The organism is Candidimonas sp. SYP-B2681, from assembly GCF_003971065.1.
GTDB lineage: Bacteria > Pseudomonadota > Gammaproteobacteria > Burkholderiales > Burkholderiaceae_B > Pollutimonas.
In genome coordinates, this window is the sequence record NZ_RYDV01000001.1 from 812,696 (window position 1) to 827,576 (window position 14,881).

Sequence of the window (14,881 nt, forward strand, 5' to 3'; positions counted from 1 at the left end):
GCGTCACGACTTTCACGACTATTGCCCAATCTGTTGCCGTGTCACTTCTTTCTGCGCGTCCAGCACTTTTGGCGGCCAACTACTTTTAATATATGCCAGTACGGCAATAATCTCGTCATCGGATAAAATATTGCCGTAAGCGGGCATGTCGCTTTCGTAGCCTGAAGGTGCTGTTCGTCCTGGCACCAGGCCGTTTTTGACGAGATCAATCAACACGGCGTCGGGGTGATGCCAGGTATGCCCAGTTTTATCGTGCGGCGGTGCGGGCAGCCGACCGTTAGACATTCGTTCACGCCAGTTGGGCTGCCCTTGCATTTGCGCACCATGACAAGACGCACAGTGATTGGCATAGATCTGCTCGCCCTGCATTACAAGGCCCTGATCCGATGGGTCGATGAATGCAAGACCGGAATCTATCCAGACGCTATAGACAAAGACGACTGCGGCAGCCACAACCGCGCCGGCCGCACCTATGCCTATCTTTGTATTGATACTACCCCCCATTTTCAGCCCACTATAACCCTACCGACCATCCCGGCTTCCAGATGTCCCGGAATCAAACAAGCAAAGTCCACCGCTCCGGTTTTATCGAACCGCCACACCAATGTACCGCGATGGCCTGGAGCAAGGGAAATCATGTTGGTTTCCATGTGGATCATACCGGGCGACTTCCTCATTTCGGCGGCATGCGCCATAAGTTCTGACACGGAGCCGATCACCATCTCGTGAGTAATCCGGCCGACATTCCTGACAGAAAACTGCACGGTTTCACCTACCTTTACGCTGATGTCGCTTGGCATAAACCGCATGGTGTCATCCATAAGGACTTCAATCGTGCGAGTCACCTTTCTGGGGTGACCGGGGTCTTCGCTGGAAGACATTGACGTTATTGCCGGATCCTTGCCTTGCACGTCGTGTCCAGCCCTATGTCCGCTATCGGCAAATACAAGAGGCGAGCATAAGCCTAGAAGCAATATGGACAGGACTTTATTCATCGTCAAAATACTCGAAAGAAAAATAACTCTACAGTAAAACTGTTGCAAACCACCTCAATAAGGGGAATAGTAAAACCAAAAACGGGCGCTCGCCAGGGCAACACCAATTTGTTTGATCCACGTTTGAGCTATGTCATCTACGGTTGAAATATTGACTTTTAAGTGGAGCTCGCGCTCAAGATACGGCAAAAAATCAGTAAGCGCATCATTCACGTTTTTTTGCCTGTGATTCCTTAGCGGATCGATTGGCTTCAGCCCTCCCGGTCTCCTCGCTCTACAGCGTTGCGCTGTCACGCGGCACTCAGAACGCGCCAGCAGTGCAAGTAAATCAAGGACTTAAAATGGAAGTTCTGATCCTTATTGGTCTTGTCGTCTTGAACGGCATCTTCGCGATGTCCGAGATCGCGTTGATTACCTCCCGCAAAGCTCGGCTGATGAAACTTGCCGCCGAAGACGATAGAGCTGCCTCCATCGCTCTCAAACTGGGCGAGAATCCGACTCAGTTTCTTTCAACTGTTCAGATTGGCATCACCTCAATTGGTATCTTGAACGGTATTGTTGGCGAGGCTGCATTGGCTGCACCGCTATCGTCATGGCTGCATTCCTTGGGCATGGCGATGGCCACCGCCAGCGCTGCAGCAACGGCCATCGTCGTAATTGCTGTCACCTATATTTCCATCGTGGTCGGAGAATTGGCGCCTAAGCGCCTTGGGCAAATCAATCCGGAACGGATTGCTCGAATTGTCGCCCGTCCTATACAGGCATTGGCGGTAATTGCTGGCCCCTTCGTGGCGCTACTAACTATCTCGACCAATGCATTACTTCGACTTATAGGCATTAAGCAAAGCTCCCAACCGAACGTGGCTGCAGAAGAGATTAGGGCAATATTGGAAGAAGGCACAGAGTCTGGCGAGATAGAACAGCAAGAGCGCGATATGGTGCGCAACGTGTTCCGTCTGGATGATCGTCGCTTAGCTTCCTTGATGATTCCTCGTTCAGACGTGGTGTTTATCGACATCAATCAACCTGCTGACGAAAACTTGCACCGCCTGATTGAATCCGAACACTCCAGGTTTCCAGTTTGTGACGGAAGCCTCGATAACATGCTGGGCGTTATTCATGCCAAACAGGCTCTCGCCCACATGGCAAAGGGGCAGACTCCCGATTTTTCCGTCAACCTGCACCCAGTACTTTACGTCCCGGAAACCTTGACCGGCATGGAGCTATTGGAACAGTTCCGCGCCAACAATATGCAGATGGCGTTCGTCATCGACGAATACGGTGAAATCGAAGGCGTCGTGACCCTGCAAGACGTCCTTGAAATCGTGACAGGTGAATTCACGACGAATAACGAAGAAGATGCATGGGCTGTCCAGCGCGAAGATAGCTCATGGTTACTCGACGGAACCATTCCAATTCCGGAACTCAAGGACCACCTACAACTTAAGTCGGTGCCTGAAGAGCAAAAGGGGCGATATCACACGCTTAGTGGGATGATCATGTTGCTGCTGGGCCGAATCCCGTCTGCCGGGGACCAGGTGAGCTGGCAAGGCTGGAGGTTCGAAGTGGTGGACATGGACCAGAAACGTATCGATAAGGTTCTCGCTATACCGCTACTGAATTACGAGACCAGCGCATCGTAAATTCGCTTGGCGATTTCTTTATCGTCTAGATAACCCGAAATTCCGTGACGATTTTCCTTTTTTTTGCGTACGTCTCGCTTATTTTCGGTCGAAGGATCGGCCGGTCCCAACGGAAAATGACGGTCATCCAAGGGATAGAGAGCAATGACGTCCCGTTCTTCCATGCAGAAAGACGAGCTGGCGAGTCATAAAAGCTCCGTAGTGTGGGTTACGGCTTACGACCTCTTTGCCCTTAAGATTAACGAGACCGTAGTATTCTAGGTGGACGGCACCGCTCGAGGTCGCTGCGCATTCTTGCCAACTTTTTTTGGCGTCGAAAGAAGCTGTTGTTGCAGTTCCTGCGATTTGCGACGCCATTCATCTGCTTGCGCTTGGAACACCGCTGCTTGGGCGCCGACGTCATTCAGGCGGCCTTGCAGATGGTTGATTTCGCTCATTGCGAGGTCGCGCTCAGCGCCAACGGCTTGCAGCTTACCTTCAAGCTGACCCCTCGTCTGCCTAAGTTCGCCTAACTGACCCTGGATAGCAGCTAGTTCGATGCGATAGCGTTCAGCAATTTTTGATGATTCAATTTTATGCAGCTCGAGCTCTTTATGTATCCTGGTTGCGGCAACCCGTTCGCGATCGGCATCGAGCAATGCACGTTTCTCGGCTGACCTCGAACGTTCGTCGGCGAGTTCCATCGCGGCGCGAAGCTTGTCGATCTGGGCAGAGAATTTCTGATGGCCATCATTCAGTTGCTGCACAAGTGCCGTGTTTTCTTTCCTGGCTTCTTCCAGCGACGTTTCCAAGGAAGCACGGGACCTATCCGCAGCTAATGACTTCTCTTCAAGCGATGCGACATGCAGCCGCGTTCGATTCAATTCTTCTTTAATCGACTCGAGAGTCATGTAAGCCAGTTTGCGATCTGAATTGGCAGCGTCTACCTTTGCCTGACTTTGAACTACTTGAGCATGGGCTTGCTCGACCTGCACCCGGGCCTCAGCCCTATACACGCCCAACGATTCATCGGCTGTAACTTGCGCTTTGCCCCAAAGGTCTGCGATAAGGTCGCCGGCAGCAGTTTTTAAGGCTTCAGGCAGATCGGGATGTTCGATGCGCGTACGGCTCTTTTCCCTTAGATCTTCCCAAAATTTAGTCAACGCATCGGCCGGGGCGCTCATGCTGCCCTTTCGTACCAATTGATAAAGCTTGTTTGCCGTGGGCGTAATGCCGTATCGGAAAAACAGCAGCGCACAAACTTCGCGGTAGAGCGCTTGCGTGTGGGTAAACCGCTCGCGGAGCTGCTCAATGTCCTGTGCAAGCCCCGCCTCGTTGACTATATCAGTAGCCATAATGCCAATCCTAAAGTATTTATAAAATAATACTATGTATTACGTTGCAAACCCAACATCACATTCCAATTAATTTGACATTATCCTTATAATGTCAAAATTAACTACAATAGAGCATCAGAAAAGACCCGGATAAAGCGCCATGCCTGACAGTCTCAAAAAGAAGTCTGAAATCGAACTCGCCCAATCCATTCCGGCCGTGAATCGGCTGGTACTCGAGGGCCGTTCTGGCATTAATCGCGCCATCGGAAACCGGCCGCAAATCGCCGCGGAAACTGACATCGAGGCCATAAAGGTATGGCTTGCACGTTTTGTTGATACCCCCACCACCTTCAGCAATTACCGTAAGGAAGCCGAGCGGCTAATGCTCTGGTCCACCCTTGCTCTGGATAAGCCAATATCGTCTTTGACACACGAAGATTTGCTTGTGTATCAGCATTTTCTAGCCGATCCACAGCCGGCAGAACAATGGGTAATGCCGCGCGGACGAAAAGTGGCACGAGCCCATCCCGACTGGCGCCCGTTTGCCGGACCCTTAGCGCCAACAAGCCGTCGCCAGGCCATTATTATTTTGAACACCATGTTTGCCTGGCTCGTAACGGCCGGCTATCTGGCAGGCAATCCCCTGTCGCTATCTCGTCAACGTAGCCGTAAGGCCAAACCTCGCGTTACCCGTTATCTTGACGATGGTTCCTGGACGGAAGTGAAGCTTGCCATCGAAGCGATGCCTCGAGATACGCCCCGGGAACAGGAACGCTATTTTCGCTTGCGGTGGTTATTTTCCTTGTTGTACTTGTGCGGATTGCGCATTTCCGAAGTCACGCAAAACAATATGGGCGGTTTCTTCTGCCGGCGTGATAACAGCGGGCAAGATCGCTGGTGGCTGGAAATTACCGGTAAAGGCGAAAAAATCCGAATGGTGCCGGCGACAAGTGAACTTATGGACGAACTGGCCAGCTACCGTCGTGAAAATGGTTTTCCGCCTTTCCCTTCCCAGGAAGACACCACTCCCCTTCTGCTGCCAATTGGGCGCCGGCCCCGTAGCCTTAGCCGTGCCGCAGTGCATTCGATGGTGAAAGAGGTATTCAAAGCCGCAGCGGCACGTCTTCGTGCACGCGGACTTCCATTTGAGGCCCAAGCCCAACGCTTGGAGCAAGCGTCGGCTCATTGGTTGCGCCACACTGCAGGATCCAGCATGGCCAATAACGAGGTAGATTTACGCTACGTGCGCGATAACCTCGGGCACGAGTCCATCAGCACTACCAATACCTACCTGCACTCATCGGATGACGCCCGGCATCGCGCCACGGAAGAAAAGCACAAAATTGACTGGTGACGCAGCAAGGAACCCTGCTTCTGTTTATCTGAAGGGACGCTTAGACTCTATGCGAGACAAGCAAAGTCACATCGTTAGATGTTAAATCCCCATAGTCACAAACATCGCCACTACGGCAGATGCCATGACCCCTGTGCAGAGCCAACCCAATACCTTTAACCTAAGGCTGATAACGAACTGCCCCATAATATCGGAACGCCTCGCAATCAGCATCATCACGACCAGGATAGGAACCGAAATAACGCCGTTAATGACGGCGCTCCAATACAAGGCTTTAATGGGATCAATCGGCGCGAAGCAAATCGCTACGCCGACTAGCGTCGAAATAGCGATGATGCTGTAGAACTTTTTGGCTAAGGCCGGACTTAATCCCAGACTGCTCTTCCAGTTGAAGGCTCCCGCCACGGCATACGCGGCAGAACCCGCCAACACCGGCACGGCAAGCAGGCCAGTGCCAATGATACCGGCGCTGAATAGCCAGAAAGCCAACTCGCCCGCAATGGGACGCAATGCTGACGCAGCCTGCGCAGACGTTTGAATATCGGTGACGCCATGCGCATTTAATGTCACTGCAGTGGTCAGGATAATGAAATAGGCAACAGCATTGGAGAACCCCATACCGATAAACGTGTCGATTCTAATGCGCCGGAAGTTGGCGGACGCTTGCTCGGGAGCATACTTAAGCGGAGCTGCCTTGGCATTCGCACGCTGTTCCTCTACCTCTTCGGACGCTTGCCAGAAAAATAAATATGGACTAATAGTGGTACCGAATACAGCTACGACTGTCGTGACGAACTCGGTTTTCCACGCAAGGTGAGGCATCAAAGTATTTGTCATTACCTGTGCCCAAGGCATATGTACGACGAATGCGGTGCCGACATACGCTAGCAGCGCAAGAGTGAGCCATTTCAGAATGCGGACGTAACGCTTGTAAGGAACAATAATCTGTAATAACAATGAAGCCGCCCCGAACCCGACAGCATAAAAATGGGTCGGCCCACCAAGCAACAAATTTAGGGCCGCGGCCATTGCAGCAAGATCGGCACCGATATTGATGGTATTCGCCACCAGCAAGAGCCCGACAATGAAATAGAGCAGCCATCCAGAATAATGTCGGCGAATACTGGTGGCAAGACCGTGTCCGGTGACCCTCCCTATTTTGGCGCTTATAACCTGAACCCCGACCATCAAGGGATAGGTCAGGAAGATCGTCCACAACATGTTAAAGCCAAACTGCGCCCCAGCTTGCGAATAGGTGGCGATGCCACTTGGGTCGTCGTCGGCCGCACCGGTAATCAGCCCCGGCCCAAGCTTATTCAGCCATAAAGCTGCCGACACTTCAGGCGTTTCTCTGGGCGTTAAAGTTGGCATCTTTTCTTCATGAAAGAGGGTCGGTTATTTCTGTATATACGGCATACGAAATGACAGCCATTGAGTCATGGGAATCTCCCGAAATAAGCCTGCTATTGCCATGCTCGGGGGTCGACCCGGTAGTAACTCTCAAGTTCGCCAAACAGCTCGGGATGATGCTCAGCCAACTCCACCGGCATCTCGAAAAACGTTTCTGTTACGACCGCAAAGAACTCGGCCGGATTCGTTGCCCCATAGGGGTCCAGGAACGTTTCGTCGCGATGAAAAGCACTTGACTGCAATGCAGCATACTCGCGAGAGAACACAGCAGCCCAGCTTTGGTAGCTGGCCCGTTTTCCCAGAATGGGGACACCGTCGGCACTCCCCGTTTCATCATCCAGCTGATGTGCAAATTCATGCAAGACGACGTTATGCCCGTCCGAAAAATCGCTGGCATCTTCCTTGACTTCGTCCCAGGCCAGGACCACTCGACCGTCACCCCATGATTCGCCCAGCAGTCCCTCTTCATGGTATGTCACCACCCCGCCCGGCTCGATCTCGGTCCTTGGTGCAACGAAGGCAGAGGGATAAACAAGAACCGAGGTTAATTGAGGGTAAACATGAGACTTTCGATTCAACAGTAATAAACACGCTATGCCGGCAATCGTCACCTTTATTTCGTCGTTTATCGCCAGGCCGCCACAGCCGTAGAAAGTCTTCTGATGTAAGAACTGCTTGATCAAGTGCTGCAACTGCTGCTGAAGCTCGACCGTCATTTTCGAATAGACCGGAACGTTCGTTTCAAGAATTGCTACGAAACGATCGGGAAACGGAGCTCGAATTGCCTCTCTCAAGCGATACTTTGGCAGCCAAGCCCACAGCCCAGTCACCAAAAGTGTAATAGCCGAAACTAACAAGATACCCATACCATTTAGCCTAGTCGCTTGATATTCAAACAGCAAGCCCGGCGTAAGCAGTAACAAGCACATAGGTTTGCCATTGCAGAGTGGCGCATGCATACTTTCAAGGTGTATTCTTGCTTCTGTTCCTCGTGAGCCTGTCGCATGAAAGACTCAGCCCTTTGCACTGATCTACAGCAGCAGTCAGCCGGACAAGAGTTGCGCTTAAGTCTAGGTAAGCTCAACGGCAGCGTACCGGTTCCCAAGCATGGCCATTGGCTGCGCCGCTTATTAGCATTTTTGGGGCCTGGCTACCTGGTAGCGGTCGGATATATGGACCCGGGTAACTGGGCGACCGATCTGGCAGGTGGATCAAAGTTCGGCTACACATTGTTATCCATCATACTGTTATCCAACCTGATGGCCATAGTCCTCCAAGGATTGGCAGCGCGGCTGGGTATCGTAACGGACCGCGATCTTGCGCAGGCGTGCCGCGAACAGTATTCCAGGCCGGTGGGGATCGTGTTGTGGCTGGCCTGTGAAATTGCAATCATTGCCTGCGATTTGGCCGAGGTCATAGGCACAGCTATTGCGCTTAATCTGCTATTTGGTATTCCGCTGGTTTGGGGCGCCACCATCACGGCTGGCGATGTGTTCCTTGTTCTGCTGCTGATGCGCTTCGGCTTTCGCTGGCTGGAGGCCTTCGTCATTGCCCTGCTCGCCGTTATTTTCTGCTGTTTCGCTATCCAGATCGTTTTGGCCCGACCCGATATGGGCGAACTACTTCGCGGCTTTCTACCGCAGGCGCAAGTCGTTATGGACCCCGCCGCGCTCTATCTGGCTATCGGAATCATCGGCGCCACTGTCATGCCCCATAATTTGTATCTTCACTCATCCATCGTACAGACACGCGCCTATCCGCGAACGGAGCAAGGTCGTCGTCAAGGCATCATTTGGGCAGTCACGGACAGCACCATCGCCCTTATGCTGGCCTTATTTATCAATGCGGCTATCCTGATCACCGCGGCGTCGGTTTTTCATAAGGCCGGACGAACAGACGTCGAGGAAATCGAGCAAGCCTATCACTTGCTTTCGCCCATGCTGGGTGTCGGCTTTGCCTCGGTCCTATTCGCGGTGGCGCTACTTGCCTCAGGAATCAACTCAACGGTGACGGCCACGCTGGCCGGCCAGATTATTATGGAAGGCTTTTTGAACCTGCGCCTTCCGCCGTGGGCACGCCGCTTGTTAACGCGTGGCCTGGCCATCATTCCTGTCATCGTCGTCACCAGCTTATATGGCGAGAGCGGAACAGCCAAGCTATTGATATTCAGTCAGGTCGTCTTATCAATGCAGCTGCCCTTTGCCGTCATTCCGTTAGTGAGTTTTGTGTCTGACCGGAAGCTAATGGGCAACCTTGTGATCGGGCGCGGCATTTCCACCCTGGCTTGGTGTATTGCGCTACTTATCGTTGTCCTGAATGTCAAATTGCTGGTGGATGTTTTTCGCGCTTAGTATCACTGCGGTGCGGACTTGCGCGATGAGGCAGAGCTGCTTGGCATCCTCCCCGCCCTCCAGGCCGGGGAGGATGCCAAGCAGCTCTGGCCACGATCAGAAAGATGATTTGCAGCGTCAAAAGCAGGATGTGGGGCCCGCGTCTGCGCCCCACGTGAGCTACATCAGCACAACCCGCTCACCCCCTATTGAGCAGGATGCCGCTGTCATCCGTCCTGACCAGTCGGCATACTCTTCACGCAGCTGACGGCGTGCGATCTTGCCGACGGCAGTACGTGGAATGCTAGCGACCGCAACGAACGCCTGGGGGAGCTGCCACTTGGCAAACCGCCCAAGCAGATGCAACCGCAGTGCTTCGTCTTCGACGGTGGCGCCTTGCGCCAAAACCATCAATGCGAGGGGGCGTTCTCCCCATTTTTCATGGGGAATGGCGATCACGGTGCACTCAATGACCTCAGGCAACTCAAGAAGCGCATCCTCCAGGTCTTGAGGAGCGATCCATTCGCCGCCCGATTTGATTAGGTCCTCCTTTCTTTCCAATACCTTTAGGTTGCCGCTCGGGTCGATGTGACCGATATCGCCCGTGCACAGCCACCCATCCTCAGTCCAGCGGCTAGGCAAGTCGAGCTCAAAGTACTTGTCTGTCACGCATACGCCTCGCACCTGCACTTCGCCAATCGAGTGTCCGTCATGCGGGAGCACTTTACCCTCGGACATGATCCGAATGTCGACGATGGCCATAGGCTTACCCTGGCTTAAGCGCCAGTCGCCACTCACCTGGTCTGCCGCCTTGGTGTGCTTGGGCTGAGGCCGGCTCACCGTGATGACGCTTGCTGTTTCCGTCATGCCCCATCCTTGAAGTAGCGTGATACCGAAACGCGCCAAGCGGTCAAATAGGTGCTGCGGGGGCGCGGCACCGCCCGTTATGATGGTCATCGGACAGAGCTCGGCGTGCGATCCAGCGCTTTCCTCCAGGCGGCTTGCAAGCTCCTGCCAGACCGTAGGCACCCCGGCCGAAAACGTGACTTCCTCGGCGTGCATGAGTTCCAGCAAGCTCTGAGGGTCAACTTTAGGACCGGGTAACACCAACTTGGCCCCGGTCAGGGCGGCCGAAAAGGGAAGCCCCCAGCCATTGCCGTGAAACATGGGGACCACGGCAAGCACCGTGTCGTTTCGGCTCACGCCGTACCCATCGACCATGGCCTGCGAGAAGGCATGCATGACGAGTCCGCGGTGCGAATACACGACCCCTTTGGGGCGACCGGTGGAGCCACCGGTGTAGCAGATGCTTGCCGGCGAATCCTCTCGTACCTCGGGCAGCGTCACGCCAGAGGGAACGGGTTCGTGCAGCCACGCCTCGTAGGTGGCAAAATCGGAGGCGTCTTCCAGCCCGCTATATTGGTTGACAATGACCTTTTCTACCGTTGTGAGGCGGGGCAGTATTTCGCGAACCTGAGGCAGCAACACATCATCGACGATGAGAATTTTATCCCCGGCATGATTGATGATGAAGACTTGATCCTCGGGCGACAAGCGGTGGTTGATCGTGTGCAGCACGCCCCCGGCGGCCGGCACACCAAAGTACGCTTCCAGATGGACGTGATGGTTCCACATCAAGGTGCCCACGGTTTCGCCTGGCTGCAGATTCTCAGCGGCTAGGCGACGCGCCAAGCGCTGGCTTCGCGCTGCGATTTGCGCGTAGCAATGCCGGCGTATTCCCCCATCGGGCATCCTTGTCACGACCTCAGTCGTACCGTACATTCGTTCCGCTAGACGGCGTAGCCAATTTAACGTCAGGGGGAAATGCATCATAAAAAGTCTCCGTTACACAGGTTCCAGGACCCGCTTATCGATGTTGCGACTATTGAAAGTTCAGTGCTTGCCGTATGGCGCGATGGTGGAGCGGCAAAACTGCTCCAGGTAATCCACTAGGTGTTCGGCATTCTGTACGGCAGCCCCTTCGTCTCCCAGTGAGATGCTGCGCATCAAGTTGCCATGCGCAGCGCCGGCCACGGTGAGGTCGCCCCAACGCTCATAATGGGCATACCAAAAACGCCGCGAACGCGCATGGACCAGGGACATCACGTTTTGGATTAGCTCGTTGCCTGAGGCTGCTTCTACGGCAGCGTGGTTGCGGCGCGTGGCCTGAAGGAACTCGTCGCCGTCCCCCGCCTTGGCGCTCGCCTCAATCGCTAAGGCCAGCTCTAGCATGGCGGCGCGTTGGCGCGCGTTGGCGCGTAGTGCGGCGCAACTTGCCACCAGTTTCTCGAGGGGGCGTCGAATCTCCAGTACTTGCAACTGCATGGCGATGGTGACGTCCACCACCATGATCCCGCGCCGAGGTAAGACAGCAACCAAACCGACTTGCGCCAACTGCTGCAGCGCCTCTCGTACCGGCGTACGGCCCAGGTCGATTTGCCGTGCCAGTTCTGCTTCGGAGTGCATGCTGCCGCCCCGAATACGACCTCGGATGATCATGTCTTCGAGCGCTTCGTAGGCGACGTCCTTCAAAGGTTTTTCTTGCAATGCGTGTGTATTCATGCGCGCCGTCCGTTGTTTAGATCTTGCCAGCATACCGCTGCCGAGTGACAAACTCATTCCTAATATATCACTAGAACACAAGCGCTACTGCCAGGCTAAGGGCTACAGCGTGGATCTGTTGGGGAAAACCCGGAGATGCGGCTTTGCTGATATGTCAGTTACTTAATATCTGATATATTAACATTCATGAATTGATATCCCAGATGGATGTGATGGTTTTTTAAAGTTGTCACGTCGTCTCCCATTTACAAATAAGACAAGCAGTATTGATTTCCCCGAGGAGAGGCTTAGATGAAGTTATTTTCACGTCACACTTATGCGGCACTGGCCGTCGCACTGGCTGCAGCGCTACCCACACACGCCGCCGCCGATAAACCCCAGACCTGGCGTGTCCAGAGCCTGTGGCAGTCTGGAACGGTCACGCAGCTAGCCTTCGAGCGCTGGGCTAAAGACGTCGCGACGAAGACCAATGGGAAGATCAAGGTCACAGCCTTGCCAACTGGCGCTGTTGTCGGTCCAAACGAAACATTCGATGCCGTAGCCCGTGGCATCCTCAATGGCCAGCATCCTGCCACCGTTTACTGGAGCGGAAAGAATCCCGCGTTTGCCGTACTGGGCGACTTGAGCGCTGCGTACGATGATCCAAAACTTGCCCATGAGTATTTTTATGAGCACGGTGGGCTGGAACTGTTGCGCGAAGCGTACAAGCCCTATGGCCTGTATCCCATAGGTGCCGTATGGTGGGGCGCAGAAGCTTTGCCCACGACACGAAAAGTGGCGTCCCCCGAACAACTGGCCGGCTTAAAAATTCGTCTTCCGCAGGGCATGTCCTCAGACCTCTTTGCAAGCTTTAAAGCGGTTCCCATCAATCTACCTGGCTCCGAAGTCTTTAGCGCACTCGATAGCGGGACCATCGAATCGACCGACTGGGGCACGCTCAGCATGAACGATGAGCTGGGTTTTCACGACATTGCCAAGTACGTGATCTACCCGGGCATTCACTCCACCCCTACGGGCGACGTATCGATTCCGTTGAAAGTGTGGAACAAGCTAGACGCCGAGACGCAAAAAATACTTGAGCAGTCAGTCAAGGAGTTTGGTGCGGATCTGGCCAAGGTGCTCCAAGAAGCCGATGGCGCCGTCGCCCAAAAGCTTGCCGCGCGCGGCGTGCAGATTGTTGACTGGAGTCAAGAAGATCGCAAAAAGTTCCGTACCGCCGCCATTAAGGTCTGGCACAAATATGGCGAGCAAAATGACCTCTCGCGCCGCGCCGTCGAAGGGCAGGTCGCATTCCTTCGCAGCAAGGGTCTCATTGACTGACCTGGCCTGCTGACACATAGCGGTGGCTTCACGTTAGCCGCCGCGACTCCACGCATTCACTCGATAAGCCACGCTCGCTCTTTACTGAGCCTAAGCGCGGGAACTCGCGCACTCTGGAACAAGCAAACATGCGATTCATCAGCAACCTGAACCAAAAGATCGGCGACTACGCAAGCGCCATCTACTTCGTGGTCTTCGTTGTCATGATCTACGACGTCGCCGTCCGTTATATCTGGCATACGCCCACCATGTGGGCACTCGAATTCGTCATCATGGTGGTCGGAATCCACTACGTGATCTCCGGCGCCCATGCCATCAAGAACAATACCCATGTGCGCATCGACGTCATCTACAACATGCTGCCGCCACATGCGCGCCGCTGGATGGACGTCATGGCGCATCTGATGGCCATCGTTTACCTATCGATCATCGTTTATTACGGCTTCGAACAAGCGCTGCCCGCCATTGAAATGGGAGAACGCTCCGGTGGCGGATGGAATTCCCTCGCCCCCACCTACATGAAGATCGCGATTCCCGTTGGTGCCGCACTAATGGTCCTACAAAGCGTCGTTTCCCTCATCGATTCTGTAAAGGGTATTTGTAATGAGCAGTGAAATCGTTAGTCTCGCAACCGTAGGCATCCTGCTGTTGCTTCTTTTCACCGGCATGCCCCTCGCCTTCGCGACCGGGATGACGGCCGTCATCCTGACGCTTTGGCTTTTCGGACCGGAAACACTGTATTTCATCCCCAGCCGGATCTTCACCTTGATGAACAACTACGCACTGATTTCGGTGCCGCTGTTCGTCATGATGGGTTGCATCCTGGAGAAGGCGGGCGTCGTCGAACGACTCTTTTATGCCTTGCATATTTGGTCCGGACGCCTGCGTGGTGGGTTAGCCGTCGGTTGCTTACTGGCCGCAACGGTTCTGGCCGCCATGGTCGGCGTGATCGGCGCAGAGATCGTCGTCCTGGGCATGGTATGCCTGCCCACCATGCTGGCGCGTGGCTATAACAAGCAAATGTCGGTCGGTGTCATTTGTGCCGGTGGGTCGCTTGGCACCATGCTACCCCCCAGTATCGTGCTGATCGTCTACGGCCTGGTGTCCCAAACGTCCATTGGAACCCTGTTCGTCGCAGCCGTACTGCCCGGGTTCCTGCTCGTTGGCCTCTATCTGGCCTATGTGCTCATACGCTGCTACTTGAATCCATCCATGGGACCCTTAGCGCCGCCTGAAGAGCTTGAGATGCCGATTATGGAAAAGATTGCACTCGGTCGCGTGCTGATCTTACCGGTAGCCTTGATATTGATGGTGCTGGGCTCGCTTTACAGCGGCATTGCAACTCCCACCGAAACTGCAGCTATCGGCGTGTTGGGCTCGCTGATTGTGGCGGGTGTCAACCGTAAATTGAGCTTGGATACCATCTGGGACTCGCTCAAGCGTACGGGCAGTACCGTCGCCATGCTCACGTGGATTTTCTTTGGCGCCTCCGCCCTGGTGTCGGTCTACACGTTGGCAGGCGGTACCGCCTTCTTGCAGGACTTAATCACGGGCTTGCCCATTCCACCCTTGGCGACCATTGCGCTAATGATGTTGATCCTCATGATCCTGGGCTGCTTCATCGACTGGATCGGAATCGTGCTGCTCACGATGCCCATCTTTGTGCCGGTTATCAAGGCATTGGGCTTTGATCCGATTTGGTTCGGGATCCTGTTTTGCATGAACATGCAGATTTCCTACCTCGCCCCACCCTTTGCCCCGGCCGCGTTTTACCTCAAAGCCGTGGCGCCGCCCGATGTGTCGCTTGGCGACATCTTTAAAGGCGTAGCCCCCTTTATCGGGCTGCAGATCATCGCATTGACGCTGGTGATGTTCTTCCCGCAGATTGCGATGTGGTTACCGAGCTTTATGCGCTAACGCGAGCCTCGGTATCTTAAAGATTGGAGAAAGA

The 14,881-nt window shown here is 54.3% G+C and carries 15 protein-coding genes; 6 read left to right on the top strand and 9 right to left on the bottom strand.

Annotation, left to right across the window (positions count from 1 at the left end; all coding sequences use genetic code 11):
- Positions 1 to 18: 18 nt before the first annotated feature.
- Genes EKL30_RS03895 through EKL30_RS18815 form a run of 3 tightly spaced genes read right to left on the bottom strand, consistent with a single transcriptional unit; the run spans position 19 to position 1,208 of the window.
- A complete protein-coding gene (locus tag EKL30_RS03895; protein WP_148105828.1) occupies positions 19 to 504 on the bottom strand; it encodes a cytochrome c in 486 nt (161 codons plus the stop codon).
- A 2-nt stretch (positions 505 to 506) separates the two neighbouring features.
- On the bottom strand, positions 507 to 995 hold the full coding sequence (locus EKL30_RS03900) for a plastocyanin/azurin family copper-binding protein (RefSeq protein ID WP_126705831.1): 489 nt from the start codon (positions 993 to 995) through the stop codon (positions 507 to 509).
- A 54-nt stretch (positions 996 to 1,049) separates the two neighbouring features.
- Positions 1,050 to 1,208 carry a hypothetical protein gene (locus EKL30_RS18815; protein WP_158618388.1) on the bottom strand — a complete coding sequence of 53 codons (159 nt, stop codon included), beginning with the start codon at positions 1,206 to 1,208 and terminating at the stop codon, positions 1,050 to 1,052.
- 128 nt (positions 1,209 to 1,336) lie between these two features.
- Between EKL30_RS18815 and EKL30_RS03905 the strand changes: the two genes are divergently transcribed.
- Positions 1,337 to 2,638, top strand: a complete 1,302-nt coding sequence (locus EKL30_RS03905; RefSeq protein ID WP_126705832.1) for a hemolysin family protein — start codon at positions 1,337 to 1,339, stop codon at positions 2,636 to 2,638.
- Here the strand turns inward: EKL30_RS03905 and EKL30_RS18820 are convergent.
- Both EKL30_RS18820 and EKL30_RS03910 read right to left on the bottom strand, forming a co-directional pair.
- Positions 2,617 to 2,802 (bottom strand): hypothetical protein, encoded by a 186-nt coding sequence (locus EKL30_RS18820; protein WP_158618389.1) that lies wholly within the window; start codon positions 2,800 to 2,802, stop codon positions 2,617 to 2,619. The two genes, EKL30_RS03905 and EKL30_RS18820, sit on opposite strands and share 22 nt — an antisense overlap.
- A 93-nt stretch (positions 2,803 to 2,895) precedes the next feature.
- Positions 2,896 to 3,972 (bottom strand): DNA-binding protein, encoded by a 1,077-nt coding sequence (locus tag EKL30_RS03910; protein ID WP_126705833.1) that lies wholly within the window; start codon positions 3,970 to 3,972, stop codon positions 2,896 to 2,898.
- A gap of 142 nt (positions 3,973 to 4,114) precedes the next feature.
- Here EKL30_RS03910 and EKL30_RS03915 point away from each other — a divergent pair, with 142 nt between their 5' ends.
- Positions 4,115 to 5,308 (top strand): tyrosine-type recombinase/integrase, encoded by a 1,194-nt coding sequence (locus tag EKL30_RS03915; protein ID WP_126705834.1) that lies wholly within the window; start codon positions 4,115 to 4,117, stop codon positions 5,306 to 5,308.
- Between the two features lie 81 nt (positions 5,309 to 5,389).
- On the opposite strand, the gene EKL30_RS03920 is transcribed toward EKL30_RS03915, so the two are convergent.
- Positions 5,390 to 6,679 carry an NRAMP family divalent metal transporter gene (locus tag EKL30_RS03920; protein ID WP_126705835.1) on the bottom strand — a complete coding sequence of 430 codons (1,290 nt, stop codon included), beginning with the start codon at positions 6,677 to 6,679 and terminating at the stop codon, positions 5,390 to 5,392.
- Between the two features lie 92 nt (positions 6,680 to 6,771).
- Positions 6,772 to 7,584 carry a zinc-dependent peptidase gene (locus tag EKL30_RS03925; protein WP_126705836.1) on the bottom strand — a complete coding sequence of 271 codons (813 nt, stop codon included), beginning with the start codon at positions 7,582 to 7,584 and terminating at the stop codon, positions 6,772 to 6,774.
- Between the two features lie 138 nt (positions 7,585 to 7,722).
- On the opposite strand from EKL30_RS03925, the gene EKL30_RS03930 reads away from it, so the two are divergent.
- Complete coding sequence (locus tag EKL30_RS03930; protein ID WP_126705837.1) at positions 7,723 to 9,069, top strand: Nramp family divalent metal transporter; 1,347 nt, start codon at positions 7,723 to 7,725, stop codon at positions 9,067 to 9,069.
- Between the two features lie 159 nt (positions 9,070 to 9,228).
- Here the strand turns inward: EKL30_RS03930 and EKL30_RS03935 are convergent, their stop codons facing one another.
- Together EKL30_RS03935 and EKL30_RS03940 are read right to left on the bottom strand one after the other, a co-directional pair.
- Entirely contained in the window at positions 9,229 to 10,881 is a 1,653-nt protein-coding gene (locus tag EKL30_RS03935) for a long-chain-fatty-acid--CoA ligase (RefSeq protein WP_126705838.1), read from the bottom strand.
- Between the two features lie 60 nt (positions 10,882 to 10,941).
- Complete coding sequence (locus EKL30_RS03940) at positions 10,942 to 11,610, bottom strand: GntR family transcriptional regulator (protein WP_158618390.1); 669 nt, start codon at positions 11,608 to 11,610, stop codon at positions 10,942 to 10,944.
- A gap of 291 nt (positions 11,611 to 11,901) precedes the next feature.
- On the opposite strand from EKL30_RS03940, the gene EKL30_RS03945 reads away from it, so the two are divergent.
- The 3 genes from EKL30_RS03945 (at position 11,902) to EKL30_RS03955 (ending at position 14,847) form a co-directional block, all read left to right on the top strand.
- Positions 11,902 to 12,930, top strand: coding sequence for a TRAP transporter substrate-binding protein (locus EKL30_RS03945; protein ID WP_126705840.1), 1,029 nt, complete (start codon positions 11,902 to 11,904; stop codon positions 12,928 to 12,930).
- A 128-nt stretch (positions 12,931 to 13,058) separates the two neighbouring features.
- On the top strand, positions 13,059 to 13,544 hold the full coding sequence (locus EKL30_RS03950) for a TRAP transporter small permease subunit (protein WP_126705841.1): 486 nt from the start codon (positions 13,059 to 13,061) through the stop codon (positions 13,542 to 13,544).
- Positions 13,534 to 14,847 carry a TRAP transporter large permease subunit gene (locus EKL30_RS03955; protein WP_126705842.1) on the top strand — a complete coding sequence of 438 codons (1,314 nt, stop codon included), beginning with the start codon at positions 13,534 to 13,536 and terminating at the stop codon, positions 14,845 to 14,847. The genes EKL30_RS03950 and EKL30_RS03955 overlap by 11 nt, the downstream gene beginning before the upstream one ends.
- The last annotated feature ends 34 nt before the right edge of the window (positions 14,848 to 14,881 follow it).

What these genes read in the sequence shown, in the direction of transcription:
- EKL30_RS03895 (WP_148105828.1), bottom strand. Translation starts at nt 504, where the DNA reads ATGGGGGGTAGTATCAATACAAAGATAGGCATAGGTGCGGCCGGCGCG.
- EKL30_RS03900 (WP_126705831.1), bottom strand. Translation starts at nt 995, where the DNA reads ATGAATAAAGTCCTGTCCATATTGCTTCTAGGCTTATGCTCGCCTCTT.
- EKL30_RS03905 (WP_126705832.1), top strand. Translation starts at nt 1,337, where the DNA reads ATGGAAGTTCTGATCCTTATTGGTCTTGTCGTCTTGAACGGCATCTTC.
- EKL30_RS18820 (WP_158618389.1), bottom strand. Translation starts at nt 2,802, where the DNA reads ATGGAAGAACGGGACGTCATTGCTCTCTATCCCTTGGATGACCGTCAT.
- EKL30_RS03910 (WP_126705833.1), bottom strand. Translation starts at nt 3,972, where the DNA reads ATGGCTACTGATATAGTCAACGAGGCGGGGCTTGCACAGGACATTGAG.
- EKL30_RS03915 (WP_126705834.1), top strand. Translation starts at nt 4,115, where the DNA reads ATGCCTGACAGTCTCAAAAAGAAGTCTGAAATCGAACTCGCCCAATCC.
- EKL30_RS03920 (WP_126705835.1), bottom strand. Translation starts at nt 6,679, where the DNA reads ATGCCAACTTTAACGCCCAGAGAAACGCCTGAAGTGTCGGCAGCTTTA.
- EKL30_RS03925 (WP_126705836.1), bottom strand. Translation starts at nt 7,584, where the DNA reads ATGGGTATCTTGTTAGTTTCGGCTATTACACTTTTGGTGACTGGGCTG.
- EKL30_RS03930 (WP_126705837.1), top strand. Translation starts at nt 7,723, where the DNA reads ATGAAAGACTCAGCCCTTTGCACTGATCTACAGCAGCAGTCAGCCGGA.
- EKL30_RS03935 (WP_126705838.1), bottom strand. Translation starts at nt 10,881, where the DNA reads ATGATGCATTTCCCCCTGACGTTAAATTGGCTACGCCGTCTAGCGGAA.
- EKL30_RS03940 (WP_158618390.1), bottom strand. Translation starts at nt 11,610, where the DNA reads ATGAATACACACGCATTGCAAGAAAAACCTTTGAAGGACGTCGCCTAC.
- EKL30_RS03945 (WP_126705840.1), top strand. Translation starts at nt 11,902, where the DNA reads ATGAAGTTATTTTCACGTCACACTTATGCGGCACTGGCCGTCGCACTG.
- EKL30_RS03950 (WP_126705841.1), top strand. Translation starts at nt 13,059, where the DNA reads ATGCGATTCATCAGCAACCTGAACCAAAAGATCGGCGACTACGCAAGC.
- EKL30_RS03955 (WP_126705842.1), top strand. Translation starts at nt 13,534, where the DNA reads ATGAGCAGTGAAATCGTTAGTCTCGCAACCGTAGGCATCCTGCTGTTG.